18 protein-coding genes are annotated in these 16,356 nt (G+C 39.4%); 13 read left to right on the top strand and 5 right to left on the bottom strand.

The features are described 5' to 3' along the window. The first annotated feature begins 2 nt into the window (after positions 1–2). The 3 genes from CIL05_RS16155 to CIL05_RS16145 all read left to right on the top strand — a co-directional run bounded on the left by CIL05_RS16155 (position 3) and on the right by CIL05_RS16145 (position 3,566). Positions 3–932 (top strand): two-component system regulatory protein YycI, encoded by a 930-nt coding sequence (locus CIL05_RS16155; RefSeq protein WP_095656578.1) that lies wholly within the window; start codon positions 3–5, stop codon positions 930–932. Next, positions 929–1,714 carry an MBL fold metallo-hydrolase gene (locus tag CIL05_RS16150; RefSeq protein ID WP_095656577.1) on the top strand — a complete coding sequence of 262 codons (786 nt, stop codon included), beginning with the start codon at positions 929–931 and terminating at the stop codon, positions 1,712–1,714. Before CIL05_RS16155 ends, CIL05_RS16150 begins: the two co-directional genes overlap by 4 nt. Positions 1,715–2,342: 628 nt before the next feature. Then, entirely contained in the window at positions 2,343–3,566 is a 1,224-nt protein-coding gene (locus tag CIL05_RS16145; RefSeq protein ID WP_095656576.1) for a S1C family serine protease, read from the top strand. A gap of 248 nt (positions 3,567–3,814) precedes the next feature. Here CIL05_RS16145 and CIL05_RS16140 read toward each other — a convergent pair whose 3' ends face one another. After that, the gene (locus CIL05_RS16140; RefSeq protein ID WP_095656706.1) at positions 3,815–4,195 is read right to left on the bottom strand and encodes a DoxX family protein; all 381 of its coding nucleotides are present in this window, start codon (positions 4,193–4,195) and stop codon (positions 3,815–3,817) included. A 323-nt stretch (positions 4,196–4,518) separates the two neighbouring features. On the opposite strand from CIL05_RS16140, the gene CIL05_RS16135 reads away from it, so the two are divergent. Next, positions 4,519–6,234, top strand: a complete 1,716-nt coding sequence (locus CIL05_RS16135; RefSeq protein ID WP_095656575.1) for an ABC transporter ATP-binding protein — start codon at positions 4,519–4,521, stop codon at positions 6,232–6,234. 78 nt (positions 6,235–6,312) lie between these two features. Here CIL05_RS16135 and CIL05_RS16130 read toward each other — a convergent pair whose 3' ends face one another. Continuing rightward, on the bottom strand, positions 6,313–7,134 hold the full coding sequence (locus CIL05_RS16130) for a formate/nitrite transporter family protein (protein WP_095656574.1): 822 nt from the start codon (positions 7,132–7,134) through the stop codon (positions 6,313–6,315). 277 nt (positions 7,135–7,411) lie between these two features. On the opposite strand from CIL05_RS16130, the gene CIL05_RS16125 reads away from it, so the two are divergent. After that, positions 7,412–7,708, top strand: coding sequence for a 4a-hydroxytetrahydrobiopterin dehydratase (locus CIL05_RS16125; protein ID WP_095656573.1), 297 nt, complete (start codon positions 7,412–7,414; stop codon positions 7,706–7,708). Positions 7,709–7,826: 118 nt separating this feature from the next. Here CIL05_RS16125 and CIL05_RS16120 read toward each other — a convergent pair whose 3' ends face one another. Together CIL05_RS16120 and CIL05_RS22305 are read right to left on the bottom strand one after the other, a co-directional pair. Beyond that, entirely contained in the window at positions 7,827–8,345 is a 519-nt protein-coding gene (locus CIL05_RS16120; protein ID WP_095656572.1) for a hypothetical protein, read from the bottom strand. Between the two features lie 32 nt (positions 8,346–8,377). Further along, complete coding sequence (locus CIL05_RS22305) at positions 8,378–8,533, bottom strand: hypothetical protein (protein WP_165769148.1); 156 nt, start codon at positions 8,531–8,533, stop codon at positions 8,378–8,380. A 33-nt stretch (positions 8,534–8,566) separates the two neighbouring features. On the opposite strand from CIL05_RS22305, the gene CIL05_RS16115 reads away from it, so the two are divergent. Next, entirely contained in the window at positions 8,567–8,908 is a 342-nt protein-coding gene (locus tag CIL05_RS16115; protein WP_095656571.1) for a DUF3889 domain-containing protein, read from the top strand. Positions 8,909–8,999: 91 nt separating this feature from the next. Here the strand turns inward: CIL05_RS16115 and CIL05_RS16110 are convergent, their stop codons facing one another. After that, positions 9,000–9,167 (bottom strand): aspartyl-phosphate phosphatase Spo0E family protein, encoded by a 168-nt coding sequence (locus CIL05_RS16110; RefSeq protein ID WP_095656570.1) that lies wholly within the window; start codon positions 9,165–9,167, stop codon positions 9,000–9,002. Between the two features lie 426 nt (positions 9,168–9,593). Between CIL05_RS16110 and CIL05_RS16105 the strand changes: the two genes are divergently transcribed. The 7 genes from CIL05_RS16105 to CIL05_RS16075 are packed head-to-tail and all read left to right on the top strand — an operon-like array spanning position 9,594 to position 16,346. Beyond that, complete coding sequence (locus CIL05_RS16105) at positions 9,594–10,487, top strand: hypothetical protein (RefSeq protein ID WP_095656569.1); 894 nt, start codon at positions 9,594–9,596, stop codon at positions 10,485–10,487. Positions 10,488–10,501: 14 nt separating this feature from the next. Then, positions 10,502–11,149 carry a DUF4129 domain-containing protein gene (locus CIL05_RS16100; protein ID WP_095656568.1) on the top strand — a complete coding sequence of 216 codons (648 nt, stop codon included), beginning with the start codon at positions 10,502–10,504 and terminating at the stop codon, positions 11,147–11,149. Positions 11,150–11,167: 18 nt separating this feature from the next. Further along, the gene (locus tag CIL05_RS16095; RefSeq protein WP_095656567.1) at positions 11,168–12,307 is read left to right on the top strand and encodes a DUF4350 domain-containing protein; all 1,140 of its coding nucleotides are present in this window, start codon (positions 11,168–11,170) and stop codon (positions 12,305–12,307) included. Further along, the gene (locus CIL05_RS16090; protein WP_095656566.1) at positions 12,304–13,233 is read left to right on the top strand and encodes an AAA family ATPase; all 930 of its coding nucleotides are present in this window, start codon (positions 12,304–12,306) and stop codon (positions 13,231–13,233) included. Before CIL05_RS16095 ends, CIL05_RS16090 begins: the two co-directional genes overlap by 4 nt. Continuing rightward, positions 13,184–14,542, top strand: coding sequence for a DUF58 domain-containing protein (locus CIL05_RS16085; RefSeq protein ID WP_240510221.1), 1,359 nt, complete (start codon positions 13,184–13,186; stop codon positions 14,540–14,542). The genes CIL05_RS16090 and CIL05_RS16085 overlap by 50 nt, the downstream gene beginning before the upstream one ends. 28 nt (positions 14,543–14,570) lie before the next feature. Next, the gene (locus tag CIL05_RS16080) at positions 14,571–15,542 is read left to right on the top strand and encodes a stage II sporulation protein M (protein WP_095656565.1); all 972 of its coding nucleotides are present in this window, start codon (positions 14,571–14,573) and stop codon (positions 15,540–15,542) included. Positions 15,543–15,554: 12 nt separating this feature from the next. Next, a complete protein-coding gene (locus CIL05_RS16075; protein ID WP_095656564.1) occupies positions 15,555–16,346 on the top strand; it encodes an RDD family protein in 792 nt (263 codons plus the stop codon). Positions 16,347–16,356 lie beyond the last annotated feature (10 nt).

Here is a 16,356-nt window from a genome sequence, read left to right as displayed (position 1 = left end):
GAATGCAATGGAGTAAAATTAAAACCCTGTTTATTCTCTGTTTCCTCGTTTTAAACGTCTTTTTAGTAAACCAATTTATGCAAAAGCTTGAAGCAGCAGATTTAGCAGTTTTAGATGAAGGCCAGGAAGAATCGATTGAAGAGAAATTAGAATCGGAAAATATATCCTATGGTAATCTGGAATCAGATATTAAGGAGGACTCTTATATTTCGGTAACACAAAAGAGTTACGCTGAAGAAGAAATTAATCAGCTAACTAATTTTGAGGATCAAACATCAGAAGTAATTAATGGTAACTTTATCCTTTCTCAATTTCAAGAGCCAATTCCAGTACCGGAAGATGCATCATCAAAAGAAATCAGTACACTTGTAAAAAATCATATACTGTATCCGGAGGAGTATACGTATTGGGGCTGGAATAAGGATATGAATGTGCTTATTTTCTTCCAGCTGAAGGATGATCGTCCATTTTATTATAATCAAAATGGACTGGTTCTCGTATTTCTAAATGAGGCCAATGAAATGATGTATTATACGCAAACCATGCTGGGCGATGTCGAGACCCAGGAGGAAAAGAAGACCATACAGCAGCCTATTCAGGCATTAGGGACATTGTATGACCGTAATGAATTATATTCAGAAGATGAAATTACAGACGTAAAAATTGGTTATTATGCAAGGATTATAACAGAGGGTATTCAAGTGTTTGCACCAACCTGGAGAGTTGAGGTCAATGACGAACGGAATCATTTCGTTAATGCCATCGAAGGTCAGGTGTTTACAAGTAATGATATTGAGTTTATAACAAAAACAGTGGAAACAGATATAGAAAAAATACGGGATTTGGATGAAGAGAATGAGTTAAAAGAACCCATCTTAACCCATCTAAATCAAAAAATTAACGAAACAGGTAATCGGAGTGGGACAGAATGACATTACGTTTTAGTGTACTGGCATCAGGAAGTACGGGAAATGCATTTTATATTGAATCAGAACAAGAGAAGTTTTTAGTAGACGCTGGTTTAAGTGGAAAACAGATGGATAAGTTATTTGCAGAAGTACATGTGGATCCATCACAGTTAACCGGTATTTTAGTAACACATGAGCATAGTGATCATATTAAAGGACTTGGTATTATTGCACGGAAATACAATTTACCAATATACGCAAATGAGAAGACATGGAAGGCAATGGAAAAATCAATCGGAAAAATTTCATTGGATCAAAAATTTCTTTTCGGAATGGAAGAAGTAAAAACATTTGGCGATCTGGATATTGAATCTTTTGGCGTTTCTCATGATGCTGCTGAGCCCATGTTTTACACGTTTCGTCATGATGGAAAAAAAGTAGCACTCGTGACGGATCTTGGCTATGTTTCAGAACGAATAAAAAAGACGGTGGAAGATGCCGATGCATATATATTCGAATCAAACCATGATGTAAGTATGCTGCGTATGGGGCGATATCCATGGAATGTGAAGCGGAGGATTTTAGGAGATTCCGGTCATGTTTCCAATGAAGATTGTGGAATTGCCCTTGCTGATATTATCAGTAACCGTACGAAGCGAATTTACTTAGCACATTTAAGCCTGGATAATAATATGAAAGATCTTGCCCGCATGTCAGTGGACAACGTTTTGCAGGAGCGAGGAATTAAGCTTGATTTATTTGATACAGATCCTAAAGCTCCCACGGCCTTATATGAAGTAGTGTAAATTTGTTTATTTTTAACTGGTTTGAGGTAATACTATAGCGAAACTGTTTTTACTACAGGCTGTATTCTAAAAGAATGGGACTGCGATTACTCGTCCCACTGAAGAAATTGTTGTTTTTGACACAAAAGATATAAAGTGCGACGTAACTACTGTTTGCTATAAGTATTTGCTATAAACGCCGTTCGGGATCGCTCTGGGCGGATGCTTTCCGCGGGCACGGCCTCAGCCTCCTCGAGAAAACCACTCTGCGGGGTCTTCGGACACGTGCTATTCCCGCAGGAGTCACCGCCCTTCGCTCACCCGAACTGGTGAGGTGGTTTGATGTTTTGAATATTAATTACTAATACAGTTCATCGGCAGTAACCGGAAGTCCAGCGGAGGAAACACATGGAGACTCCTGCGGGAGGAAAGGCATAGGTGAGACCCCTAAAGACGAGTAGCACACGGAGGCTCACCAGCCGCCCTAAGGTCCGCGAAATGTGTTTCCGTAGCGAATCCCTGCTCTCAACCAGCGTTTGCAAATGAATTTTCACTGTGTCGTCTTTTACATCAACTGTGAAGTTTAAAGAGCAACAAAATTTACGAAAACAGCCTTACTATAAGTGTGTCTCTATAAGGAGATAGATAAATGGGATATTATGATCAGAACTACCCACCAAATCCACATCGTAAAAAAAATCGTGGCTGGCTGGTTCCTATTTTACTGGGGATTATTATCGGTATATTATTAATCGTTGTAGCATTGCCTGCATTTACAAAATCAAATATCACACTTGGTAACTGGCCAGATGAAGATGGAAATAATGAATCAAATGTCGGCTCTATACAGAGTGGGGATTCGCCTTCAGCGAATACGTCCGTAAATGTGGATGTTTCCACACAGATAACAGAGATTGTTGAACAAATTACGCCTGCTGTTGTAGGTGTGACTAATATTCAGCGCCAAACTGATTTTTGGCAGCAGCAGGATGGCAGTGAAGCTGGAACTGGATCCGGAGTTATTTATAAAAATGAAGATGGAACTGCATTTGTTGTCACAAACCATCATGTAATTGAAGGTGCAGATACACTTGAAGTGGTTCTATCAAATGATACACATATTGAAGCAGAATTGATTGGCAGTGATCTATTTTCTGATTTAGCTGTACTCAGAATGGATGGATCAAATGTCCAAAAGGTAATCGAAATCGGTTCTTCGGGAAATATAAAAGTTGGTGAACCTGCTATAGCAATTGGTAATCCACTAGGTCTTATGTTCTCCAGTTCAGTTACACAAGGTGTTATAAGTGGGACAGAACGGACAATCCCTCAGGACTTTAACCAGGATGGACGGGCAGATTGGCAAGCAGAGGTTATTCAGACAGATGCTGCGATCAACCCGGGAAACAGTGGGGGTGCATTGATCAACATGTATGGACAGCTTGTTGGTATAAATTCGATGAAAATTAATCAGACTGCTGTTGAAGGAATTGGATTTGCCATTCCTATTGATTCTGCACTTCCAATCATTCAGGAATTGGAAACAACCGGTGAAGTAACACGCCCGTTCATTGGTGTGGAGATCTATTCCCTGGATGAAGTACCCCAGACAGAATGGGAAAACACTTTAAATCTGCCGAATGATATTGAAGGTGGTGTATATGTCTGGAGCGTTGAACCATTATCTCCAGCTGACCGCTCAGGACTACAGCGATTCGATGTCATCACCAGGCTTGATGGCGAGCCAATCATGAATATGATCGACTTACGAAAAATTCTATATTACGAGAAAGAAGTTGGTGACGAGGTAGTTGTTACTTACTATCGTGATGGAGAGCTTTTAGAAACGAAACTGCAACTGGGTACACAGTAATAATAAAGCTGAATGTTTAACTTATAAAAAGCTATCTTCCCTGGGAGATAGCTTTTTATAACAGCATTTATCCACCTTTATATAAAGTTATACACAAACAGTGGATAAAATGTTGATGAAATCCATATATGGTATAGAAAATTTGTTCTGCAACAAAATAACTGCGAACATTTGTGCATATGTGGATAATTTTGTGGATAAGCATGGTCTTTTATAAGGAAAATACAGTTATCCACTGAATTTGATCACTAAATTACTTTCTTCCCACGTATATGCTGCCAAATAAGTAACAATAAAATGAGCATCACAATATCGAGTCTCGCTTCAAATGCGAAAGAAAAGAATCCTTTATTTAATAGAACTGGAATTTTTGTTAAGTAGAGTGCACCAAACATAATTAGGATTAGTGGGGGAACCGCAAAATTAACGTACATCCTGCCTGCAATAAGCATGCCACACCCGATTTCAATAAGTGCTACCAAAAGTAATGTAGAAGTTGGAAATGGCAATCCTAAACTGATAAATAGTGCTTTAAAATCACTAACCAATAACTTTAGAATACCTGATGTTATAAAAACATATCCCACTGAATAGCAAATCCATTTAGATAAGTTCATATTCAACTGCATTTTCAATTAAAAAAACCCTCCTTCAAATTATCGTTACTACATACTTATGCAAGATTGAAGACAACCTTGACAAGCATTTTCTCCATAGAGTCAAACTTGTTGCCAAGCCTTGCGTTTAGCCGTATAATTTCCTTTAGAATAAAGAAAAGCGTAGGCGATTGTTCAGAGGCGAACGCATAAGTAAGAAACCGTAAGGCACGTGGTTTTCGTGCCTGAAGAGTTGATTGCTTATGACGGTAGCCTCTATGAGCCGAAGCTAGACAAAGAAAAGCGTAGGCGATCTATAAGAGCCTGAGCTAGATAAAGAAAAGGAAGTGCACCTCGTGATACGTCGTTTTTTTTCCTATTACAAGCCACATCGGCGTTTATTTATTATTGATTTTACCGCGGCAGTAATTGTTGCATTGCTTGAGCTTGCGTTTCCTGTAGCAGTACAATGGTTTATCGATTCACTACTGCCAGGGGATAACTGGAATCTAATTGTGACCGTAAGTATTTTACTATTGCTGATTTATTTGGTGAGTACAGTCCTGCAGTATATCGTTACATATCTCGGCCATAAACTTGGTGTAAACATTGAAACAGATATGCGTCAGGATCTGTTTCATCATGTACAGCGCCAGTCTTTTCGTTTTTTTGATAATACGAAAACGGGACATATTATGAGTCGGATAACGAATGATTTATTTGATATTGGTGAGCTTGCACACCATGGTCCGGAGGATTTTTTCATTGCAATTATGACCTTTGTCGGTGCATTTCTCATTATGTTTACAATCAATCTTGAGCTTGCTTTGATCATATTGTTCTCTGTACCAATTCTGATTTTCCTGATTGCCTTTAGTAATATTAAGATGAACAAAGCCTGGAAGAAGATGTATGAAGATATTGCCGGAGTAAATGCACGAGTGGAGGATGCAGTGTCAGGTGTCCGTGTTGTTCAATCATTTACAAATGAAAAATTTGAAATGCAACGCTTTACAAAGGATAACTACAGTTTTCGAAAAGCAAAAATAGGCGCTTATAAAGTAATGGCATTCGTCCATTCAAACATTTACATGATGATGCGTTTGATTACATTGATCGTGCTGGTTGTTGGGACATGGTTTACTTTCAGAGGTCAAATGCAAATGGGAGAGCTCGTCTTTTTTGTACTAATGGTAAACGTATTAATGAACCCAATTCAAAAGATAAGTGCATTACTCGAGTTGTATCCAAAAGGAATGGCGGGCTTCAAACGATTTACAGAGTTGTTGGATGTTATACCGGACGTCCAGGACCGCTCGGACGCTAGGAAGGTGGAATCCCTAAAAGGGGATATTGCATTTAACAATGTCACATTTACGTATGAAAAAACACAGCGACCTGTACTGAATTCACTCAGCTTTTCAATTCATGCGGGAGAAACGATTGCATTTGTCGGACCATCAGGAGCTGGGAAAACTACGATAAGCTCACTGATACCGCGGTTTTATGATGTTAATAGCGGAAGCATAACGATTGATGGAATAGATCTGCGTGATATGACGAAAGCATCACTGCGTCAGCAAATCGGTATTGTACAACAGGATGTATTTCTTTTCACAGGAACACTACGGGAAAATATTGCATATGGAAAGCTTGATGCTACTGATGAAGAAATTGAACATGCAGCACGTCAGGCACATATGGAAGAGTTTATAAAGGAATTACCAATGGGGTATGAAACGCAAGTGGGAGAGCGTGGATTGAAGCTCTCCGGTGGACAGAAACAGCGGATTGCAATAGCTCGTATGTTTTTAAAAAATCCACCAATATTGATCCTGGATGAGGCGACATCAGCACTCGATACAGAAACAGAAACAATTATTCAAAAAGCATTGGCTGAATTATCGAAGGATCGTACAACACTTGTAATTGCACATAGATTGGCAACAATTAAAAATGCCGACCGGATTATGGTAGTTACAAAAGATGGAATTGAAGAAGATGGTAGTCATGAGGAACTGTTAAAACGTGATGGTATATTTGCTCATTTGCACAAGGTGCAGATGCGCTAGACTTTTAGGGGACTCCCTGCTTTAAAAGCAGGGGGTTCTTTTATTCATAAAAAAGTGATTAATCGTACTAAAAATTGCTCAGGAAGCTTTCTGTTTTACTTTGCTGATGCTTACTGGATCTTCCTTTGTAACCATATGCAATGCCAACGCGGTAAACAGGAATCCACTAATAAAATTGCCAATCGTAACAGGAATCTGGTTCCACAACCACCAATCACCAAAACTAATATCTGCGCCGATCATCATTGCTGCAGGGATTACAAACATATTCACGACGGCATGCTCAAACCCTTGAGCGAAAAAAATAAATACAGGGAGCCACATGGCAACAATTTTTCCAATTGTGGCATGGGAGGTAAAGGCCATGATAGCACCCATTGTCACCATCCAATTACATAACAATGCTTTGACAAATAAAACGATCATTCCATCAGATCCGTAAGCTTGGTAATCCAATGTTTTACTTTCCGCAACAGTAATAATCTTTTGGATCATTACCGAATCTTCTACATGGCCAAACTTTGTAATATAAATACTGAACAATGCAGCGTAAAATAAACTACCAAGTAAATTCCCGATAAATGCCCAGGTAAAATTGCGGGCAATGAGTGGGGCAGTTGTTTTTTTGCGCATTTTTGCAATTGGCAGCATGGCAAATGAACCTGTTACAAGTTCTAAATTTAATAATAAAATAAGAACAAAGCCTACAGGGAAAATTGCTGCGCCAACTATATCAAGTCCGGTTTGTATCGATGCAGTAAAGGCCAAAGTTGTTGAATAGCCCAAAAAGGCACCGGATAATGCACCTTTAATTAAAATATGATTAATCGGCAGTTTTGCTTTATTGCCCCCGGCAACAGCAATAGAACGCACAACTTCTTGAGGTTTTATATAATCCATTTGTCGTCCTCCTTTTTTTTGTAAAACTTAATATTTCAAATAAGCTTACTTGAAAGGGATGGACATAACATATGAGGTAAATCACTAATTCGAATGATTCTAAGGATAAATATGGCAAGTTTGTGTATGTGCAACATAGCCACAGTGTTAATATGACATTACACGCATACTTATGCACAAAAATCTGTGGATAAGCTGTGAATATGTATTGGGAGTTTTGGGAAAAGTTAAATTGTATCTTTAATAGGGGAATAGTACATAAAAAGGAGGAGATCAAATGGAACGACTTACTGAAGAAGGAATTATTAAAGAATTGGAAAACCTTCCTGGCTGGAAGCGGTTGGATGAAAAGTGGATTGAACGCAAGTACCGTTTTAAAAACTTTCTCGCTGGAGTAAACTTTGTAGATCAAATTGCAGAATATGCAGAAGGTAAGAAACATCATCCATTCATTTCGATAGACTATAAAATGGTTACCCTGAAGATTTCATCCTGGCAGGCGAAGGGATTAACCGATTTGGATTTTGAAATGGTTAAGCATTTTGATGAGCTATATGAAGAGGCAGAAAAATAACCCTGCAATTCAGCTCATAATTTGTCGATATTTCCCGGGAAATGATGAAGGTTGTAAAGCCTTTATAAAAAAGGAATGGAGAATAATTTCTATTGTTAACTCCATTCCAAATAAAACTTTACCGAATAGAATTTGCTATTTCCATCAGTGTCTCTGGAGAAATTTCGTCAGCAGCTCTTTTATCCAAGCTAAGCATATATTGCCAGCTGCCCTTTTCAAAAATGAGTAAATTAAAACTATCCAAAGCTTTTGTGAAGTATAATGCTTCAGTGCCATCGTGTAAATTGAATTTTGTTTCCATTAATTCTTTTTTAAAAGAGATACCCTGCTCTTTTGGGCGAATGTTTATCTTGTAATGGTTACCAGGTATATCTTCATTGATAAGTTTCAGTTCAAAACTATCCAGTTTTTCGGAGCATTTACCTAATTCATGTGTAAATGGCAATGGTGGTTTTTTTTCTGGCAGTTTTAAAACTTCACCTAGGTGTGACTCGCAATCATTCAATGCTTCCTCGACAGACTTATAACCAACATCAGCAAATGGAGGAGGAATATCCTTTGCGAAAGCAACAGTAGTAAACGTAATTATTACTGTGACAAAACATACAACGGCTAACAAGCCAAATCTTCTAATCATAGGAACCTCCTTTTAGAATATTTGGTGGTAGTTTATCCCAAACAGGATAGATTTATCCTGATCAGAGATGGTTGGGTCAGTTTTATTTTTGTTTCGGCTTTTTTTGTGTTTTCTTCATGCATTCCAGTTCGTTTCTCTGTCTTAATTAAATATATTGTTGCTTGCCAATTGAATAATAGAAAATCCATTTACACATCCTATGTTAAAAGGAGGAAATGTAAATGAGACGATTATTCCTGGCTGCTAGTATTACCTTCCTGCTGACTTCAGGTTATATTACATCAAACCACTTACACCACCATACCGTAAGTGCAGAGAATGAAATCCCTCCATACGCCAAGTGGGGACAACTTGCTGTAAAGGAAACAAAATCAAAGTATCCAAATGCTCAGGTTATTGATTACCTGCACATAGGCAGAGAAACAAAAGATGACTCCATGGTAGAAAAGTTCAAGTTATGGTTAAAAGAGGAAAGCAAAGAATATGGCGTCTTTATAAATATAGAATTTAATAGTCAAACGGATGAGGTTATTGCTATTACATTTAGGGAAAGCCTTAATTAACCCTACCTGCACTCCAATTGCATATTAATTTGTAATTTCCAAATGTAAAAAACACTTTCTTTTATATCAGCCCAAAGAAAGTGTTTTTTTACTATACTTTATTTTTTTGGTTGTTAAGGTATTCCAGTTGATTTAGCAACCCATCTAACTTTTGGGAAATTTTGATAATGTCATCATAATCTCCTTTGTCTTCGAAGGCTTTATACATTTTATTTCTTAGCTGCTCTATCTGATTCTCTAGTGTGTTTTCCGGACCCATATGCTCCCCTCCAGTCTCAAATTTATTAGCATATATAACCGTTATTAATAGATAAGCATATATAAGGACTTACGATAATCAATTCACCCGCTTCTGTTGATTTTGAAAAATATCCTATAATTGTTTCAGTAACATGCCCATCAGCCTAATTATATTAATGGAACAAACGTTCCAATAAGTCAAATGTTTTGATGTTGCAAACAGCGTTTAATCTTTTTCCATATCATAAGCTTCTATTTTACATGCCTGTCACCGGTATTTTATATTCGTCTTTTCAAATTAGACTGTTGGAAAGGGGTTTAATAGAACAGTATCTCCATAGGTTCTGAATTTTATTATTTTTAACACTCTAAAACTAAAAAAGTCAGCCTAATAATGATAGAATGGCTATTATATCCATTGTTTTATTTAGAGGGGGAAATACGGATGAAAGATCAGTTCAGCAGAGCGAAGGGATTTAGTGAGATATTGGATCACACTTTCCAGCTTTGCAAGCGGCACTTTTCTACATTTTTTCTTATATTCTTAATCATTCTGGGACCGGTCTTTCTGCTGGAGGCATTGTTTTTGATGGCTTCTGGAACAAGCTTCTTCAGGCAGATGGGAAGTGGGAGTAATTGGTTTGAGCAAATTCTTTCCGGGTATGATGAATCGTTGAGCAACAGTGCAGGATCAGACTATTTGATTGGGTTTGTAATGCTTGCCTTAACCCCAATCGGATATGCAGCAGTATTATTTGCCATTATAAAGATAAGAAATGATGAAAAATTCACAGCAGGTACTGTAATCAAAAAAGGTTTTTCCAGGTTTTGGCCATTGTTCGGGAGCAGTATCATTATTGCAGCGATTCTTATTGGAATAATTATTGTTGTAGCGCTTTTTATTACGATTCCCGGTGTAATTATGGGGATGGGTGATCCATTGTCTGGCATTATCCTCGGCATCGTTTTATTTTTAGTAATTGGTCTTGCAATTTCTTTGCTGTTTACCCGTTGGAGTTTTTATCTGGGAACCATTGTATTTGAGGAAGGATTTCCCGGGTTTGCAGAAAGCTGGCGTCTGACAAAAAAGCATACGTGGCGAATATTCTTTTTATTTCTAATTGTGATCCTGATTACGACTATTGTTGGGGGAGCTATTGAAGCGGTATTTACGCTAATTCTGGGAAACAGTGTGCTTCATATCATCATCGTTGATTTAGTTGCTATTCTGACCTCGATGATTACTGCGGTTGCCTATGCTGTGATCTATTTTGATCTGAAGCTCAGGCAGGACGGGGATGATCTCAGGGAAATGATAGATGATTATCAAAATAACTAATCGGGTGATAAAACATGGAAAATCCAGTTAAAGCAAAAGAAGATCTGCAGGAAATTTTAAATCAAAGAGAATACCAGATTTATTATGAGGATAATCGGAACTTCCTGGAAATCTGGTGGGACAATATTAAAGCATGGTTTAGGGATCTGCTGGCTGATTGGTTATCAGGATTCGAACCATCAAATGGTTTTGCTGATACCCTTCTGATTATTCTGATCGGTGTAGTCTTTTTACTGGCGATATTCGGTATATTTCTGGTACTTCGTTCGGTCAAAAGGAAAAAAGCACTTCAGGAGCATCAGCCATTTCAGTCATTAAACGAAATGGAATGGTCTGTGGAGCGGCATTTGAAAGAGGCAGAAAAACAAGAGCAAGCAGAAAATTACTCTCTTGCTACAAGACATCAATTTCTGGCGGTGCTGCTTTATTTCCATGAACGACAGTGGCTTCAAGCACATGTCTGGAAAACAAATTGGGATTATTTTGCGGAACTGCAACGAAAGGATAAGCAAAGGGCTGAAGCTTTTTATGAACTGGCCCGTATGTTTGATGAGGCCGTTTATGGCAAGCGTAAAATCGAACAAAAGGAATATCAGAACTACCGGGAGAAAGCCTTAAAATGGCTTGGTGAAACAGATGAAAAGGAAATTAAAGAAATCTAAAAGGGGGCTTGAGGACGATTGCAACAATCACAGACAGGTAGAAAAACTTGGGCTTGGCTTGGCGTCATCCTGCTGCTGTTTATTATTATCAGCTATTTCCTTGTTTCCAAACAGCCTAGTGAATATCCCGGCTATGTTTCCGAGTCTTCTGCTCCAACAGGTACCAAAGCGTTTTATACCTATTTAGAGAATGAAAATAAAGCCGCAAACAAATGGGAACATGCCCCGGCGCTTTTAGCTGGTGAAGACAAAAATCAAATCCTTTTCATGATCGAGCCCTTTTTTGTACCGGAGCGAGCGCAGTTGGAGGAATACATGGATTACATGGAAGCTGGAAATACAGTTTTACTTTGGAAAAACAACCCAGAAGGCATGTTTGATGTAACAACAAATCCCGGGATGGCAACGATAGAGGAAGCAATAACTGTAACGGATCAGCAAGGGGAGGAATACAAAGCATTCGTCCATTCCTATGTGCGGATCCAAGAAAAAGAAGCGGATGAAGTCTTACTGAAGGATGATGCAGGGGTTATTGCACTAAAGCGTACCTTTGGTGAAGGCAGTCTGATTGTGGTGAATTCACCAAACTGGCTGACAAATGATTACATAACTGATAAAGACCATGTGGAGCTTATTTCTGGGCTTCTGCAGTCGGAAGGACAATACAGCAGTTTACTGGTTGATGAATATATTCATGGTTCTGGTAATAAGCCTTCAACAGTTGCTCTGTATCCGAAATGGCTGCTTGTCTTCGCATTGCAGTTAATTGTGCTGACATTGCTATGGTTGTGGTATCAGGGAAAACGATTTGGACCCATTCGTGTTCCAAGAGAGGCAACTGTCCGTTTCAGCAATGAACAGACCACAGCACTTGCGGCATGGTATCAGCGGGGCCGGCGCTATCAGGATTCCCTGAAGCTACAGGCAAATTATTTAAAATTACTACTGCAGGAAAAATGGGGTATCCCGTATCGTAGAACCTGGCAGGAATGCACTGAACTGATTACCAAAAGAGGGAGTCAACTATCAGGAGAAGAGGCTCGGGCATTCACACAGGGTCTGGAAAGTCTATTAAACAAGGAATCTGTCAATAAACAGGAATATTTGGCCTGGTCCGGGAAAATGGACCAGCTGAGGCGAGAGGTGGAAGAGGAATGAATAGTCAGCTCAAAACTTTAATCAATGCATATGAAGAACGGATTCTTGGCCAGACAACGAATCTGAGATTGTTATTATCAGCCATTCTATCAGGTGGACACGTATTACTTGAAGGAGTTCCAGGAACCGGAAAAACACAAATGGTACGGACATTGTCGAATTTAATTGGTGGTGAATTCAGGCGGATTCAGTTTACACCGGATCTACTGCCATCTGATATTACAGGAAGTACAATTTTTAATATGAAGGAAAATAGCTTTCAAACATTGAAAGGGCCGATCTTTGCCAATATCATTTTAGCTGATGAAATTAACCGGACTCCTGCTAAGACGCAGGCAGCCTTGCTTGAGGCGATGGAAGAAGGACAGGTTACGATTCAGGGGGAGACTTATCCGCTTCCAGAGGTTTTTTTCGTTGTGGCAACACAGAACCCAATCGAATTTGAAGGTACTTATCCACTTCCGGAAGCCCAGCAGGATCGTTTTTTATTTAAATTAACGATTGACTTCCCTGAGCTTGAGGAAGAGATGAATGTTTTGAAACAGGTACTGGATCGCCGTTATCTGGATGAATCCATTGATGCGATTCTCGATATTGCGTCATTTCAGGCGATACAAAGAGAAATGGAAGCCGTTACGATCAGTGATGATGTTTTAAGTTATATTATGCAGATGGTAAGAAAAACAAGGGAAACGGAGTCGATCCGATTTGGGGCAAGTACAAGAGCTGCCATCTCAATTGCCAAAGCAGCAAAGGCCTGGGCATATTTATCCGACAGGGATTACGTTACACCGGATGATATAAAAATCGTGGCTAAGCCGGCGTTACGGCACCGTATTCAAATTTCTCCACAAATGGAATTGGAGGGAGTGGGCCTTGACCAGATCATCGAAGAGCTTGTGGGCGCGGTTCCTGTTCCAAGATAAGGGTATATTGCCTGCAAGAAGGCTTTTAATTATTTATTTGCTATTATCAGTAGCATTATTACTATTGTCTCTGGCGGATATTTCCTGGGTGTTTCTGATTTCAGTAAATGTTTTATTTATCCTAGCGTCCCTATTCGACCTGTTATTTTTGCCGAAACGAAGCCAGATAAAAACGATACGGCATGTAGCGGATGAAATGGAACGGGGGCTTGGTTATCAGACTGAGATTGAATTCAGCAATACATCTGCATATCCAATCACATTTAGAATCATTGATGATTTGCCACAGTCTTTTCACCAGAATTTCCCGATCATGGGATTCGCTAAAGCAAATTCGGTTAGCCGCTTAAACTATGAAACAACAGCAACAGTCAGAGGGAAGTATGAACTGCAGAAGCTATATATCCGTTACGCAAGCAGGTTTGGACTATGGGAGAAGCAGATGGCTGTGAGGCAAGCCGATACGGTAAAGGTCATCCCTGATTTATCAGAAACAAGGCGCTATCTGGAAAATGCTCAGGCATTTTTACTGTACGAAGGTGCAAAAATCCGCAAGTATCAAAGTGGCACAGGAGAATTTTCACGAATCAGAAATTATGTGGTTGGGGACGATCCCCGAAAAATTAACTGGCGGCAAACGGCAAAGCTGCAGGAAGTCATGACAAATGAATATGAACCAGAACATGGAAAATATATAACCATTTTAATTGATTGTGGAAGAATGATGGGGGCAGAACTGAAAAAGGGAAATCGTCTGGAAAAAACATTGGAAGCCTCGATAACTGTTGTCACGGCAGCACTTAAAAATGGTGATTATGTGGGTGTATTGGCATTTTCCAATGATATTAAAGTATTTGTACCACCTGCTAAAGGAATGGATCAGCTGCAGAAAATCCTTCAGTCCATTTACCATCTGCAGGCAGATGCAAGGGAGTCCAATTATGCTGGTGTGATGAGCTATTTGCAGACCGTTCAGAAAAAGAGAAGTCTGATATTGCTGTTTAGTGATATCCACACATTTTTACATGAAGAGAGCACTTTACACTATATAAAACGACTAAGGCAAAAGCATTTGTTTCTTATGATCGGCATTGAAGACGAAGCACTGGCAAGAGAGACAAAGCAATATCCTGCAACCGTTAAGCAAGGCATGAGAAAGTCAATTGCCCAGCAGCAGATGCAGGTGAAAAGATTAGAGAAGGCAAAATGGGAAGCACAGGGCCTTGTTATGATCGAGGCAAAGAAAGAAAAGTTAGCAACAGAGGCGGTATCTCAGGTAATCCATTGGATGAATCAGGGATTACTGTAAAGCACTTGATGAGGAAGTTGGTGAATAGATGAACATCAGGCAGTTTGTTAAGCGGCACCGGGAAGATTGGAAGCGGCTGGAGGAATATACAAGTCATCTTCAGAAAAAAGGAAGACGGGTAACAGGTAGTGACATTTCCAAATTCCATCGGCTTTATCAAAAGACTGCACAGCATTTATCCTATAGTCAAACCTATTATCCCGATGAAGAGGTTACAGGTTATTTAAACGGGCTTGTTTCCAAATCACATAATCTATTATATAAAGATCAGGTTTCCAGCCCCCAGCAAGTCCGTTATTTTTTCAGTACAAAATTTATCGGACTACTGCTGGAACAATGGAAGTTTATCGTCATTGCCATGTTGCTATTTCTGTTCGGTGGGCTCGTGGCCTTCCTATCTGTCGTAGATGACCCACTCCATTTCTATTCCATCATGCCAAGCGATATGGCAGCAGGTATAAACCCCGACCAGCTTGGAGAAGGCCATGACGCCATTGATTCGTCCTTGATGTCAGCCGAAATAATGACCAATAACATACAGGTAGCCATATTGGCATTTGCCAGTGGCATCACGTTTGGATTATTAACCGTATTTGTACTCGCATATAATGGCTTGATTGTTGGTGCACTGGCTGCAGTTTACTGGCATGCGGGTATGTCCTATGAATTCTGGGCATACATTGTACCACATGGCATGATTGAGCTGACAGCGATATTTATCGCAGGTGGTGCAGGGCTTTTAATGGGATACAAACTATTTGTTCCAGGACGATATTCCAGGGGCTATCAATTGAAGGAAAATGCGAAACGGTCTATACAGCTCTTCCTTGGAACGATACCTTTGTTCATCATTGCAGGGATTATTGAAGGCTTTATTACGCCATCCTCACTTTCCCTGGAAATGAAATATGTGGTGGCATTTGTGACGGTTATCGGCTTACTTCTGTATATTATATGTGGTAGAATTTTACTGGAAAAGAGAAGAATGCGTGAAAGTTAGGGGAGAAGGGGCATGACACAGGAACACATACATATAAAAACACCGGAATTTGTTTCGCTTCAGTTCAGACTTGCCGGCCTTGGATCCAGAGCAGCGGCAATGATTATCGATCAGGTAATCCTGACCCTCACACAAATTGCACTTGTTTTATTGCTCATTTTTACGACGAGTGCAAATATGTGGCAGATGATGGAATATGGCTGGATGATAGCTATTGTGGTTATTGTTCTGTTTGCACTGAACTGGGGTTACTTTTTCGTTGGGGAATACTTTTTTAATGGAAAGACGATTGGTAAAAATATCATCGGAATTCGCGTTATTCAGGAAAATGGCCATAGTATAACTTTGCTGTCTGCAATTATTCGTAATCTATTACGCATTGTTGATATGCTCCCAACCAGTTATTTTCTCGGGATCATTCTGGTATTTCTTCATTCCAAACATAAAAGGCTCGGCGATATGGCAGCTGGAACAATCGTTGTCCATGAGCGGAAAGCGAAGCGGAAGAAGAAAACGCCACTGGAAAAAGAAATAGAAGCGCGTGGACTGAATAAAGAAAGTATTTCAATCGGGATTCTGGCAATGAACTCACTTGGTACAAAAGAGTTCAATTTACTGAAAACATACAGCTATAAGTTTATGGAAATGCGGGAAATACCAAGAAATCTGCTTACAAGAGAAATGGCAGCAATCCTTCTGCCGAAAGTTGGTTTGGAGCTAGGGACGAAGACAGTGCGAGAGCTGGAAAACATGTTGCTTGTTCTTTATTTAAAGATGAAAGAAGACTGGGAATTTGAATTATAGAGGCGGGAGA

This window comes from Virgibacillus profundi (genome assembly GCF_002287375.1).
GTDB classification, from domain to species: domain Bacteria; phylum Bacillota; class Bacilli; order Bacillales; family Amphibacillaceae; genus Virgibacillus_K; species Virgibacillus_K profundi.
This window is presented reverse-complemented; position numbering and strand designations above follow the sequence as displayed.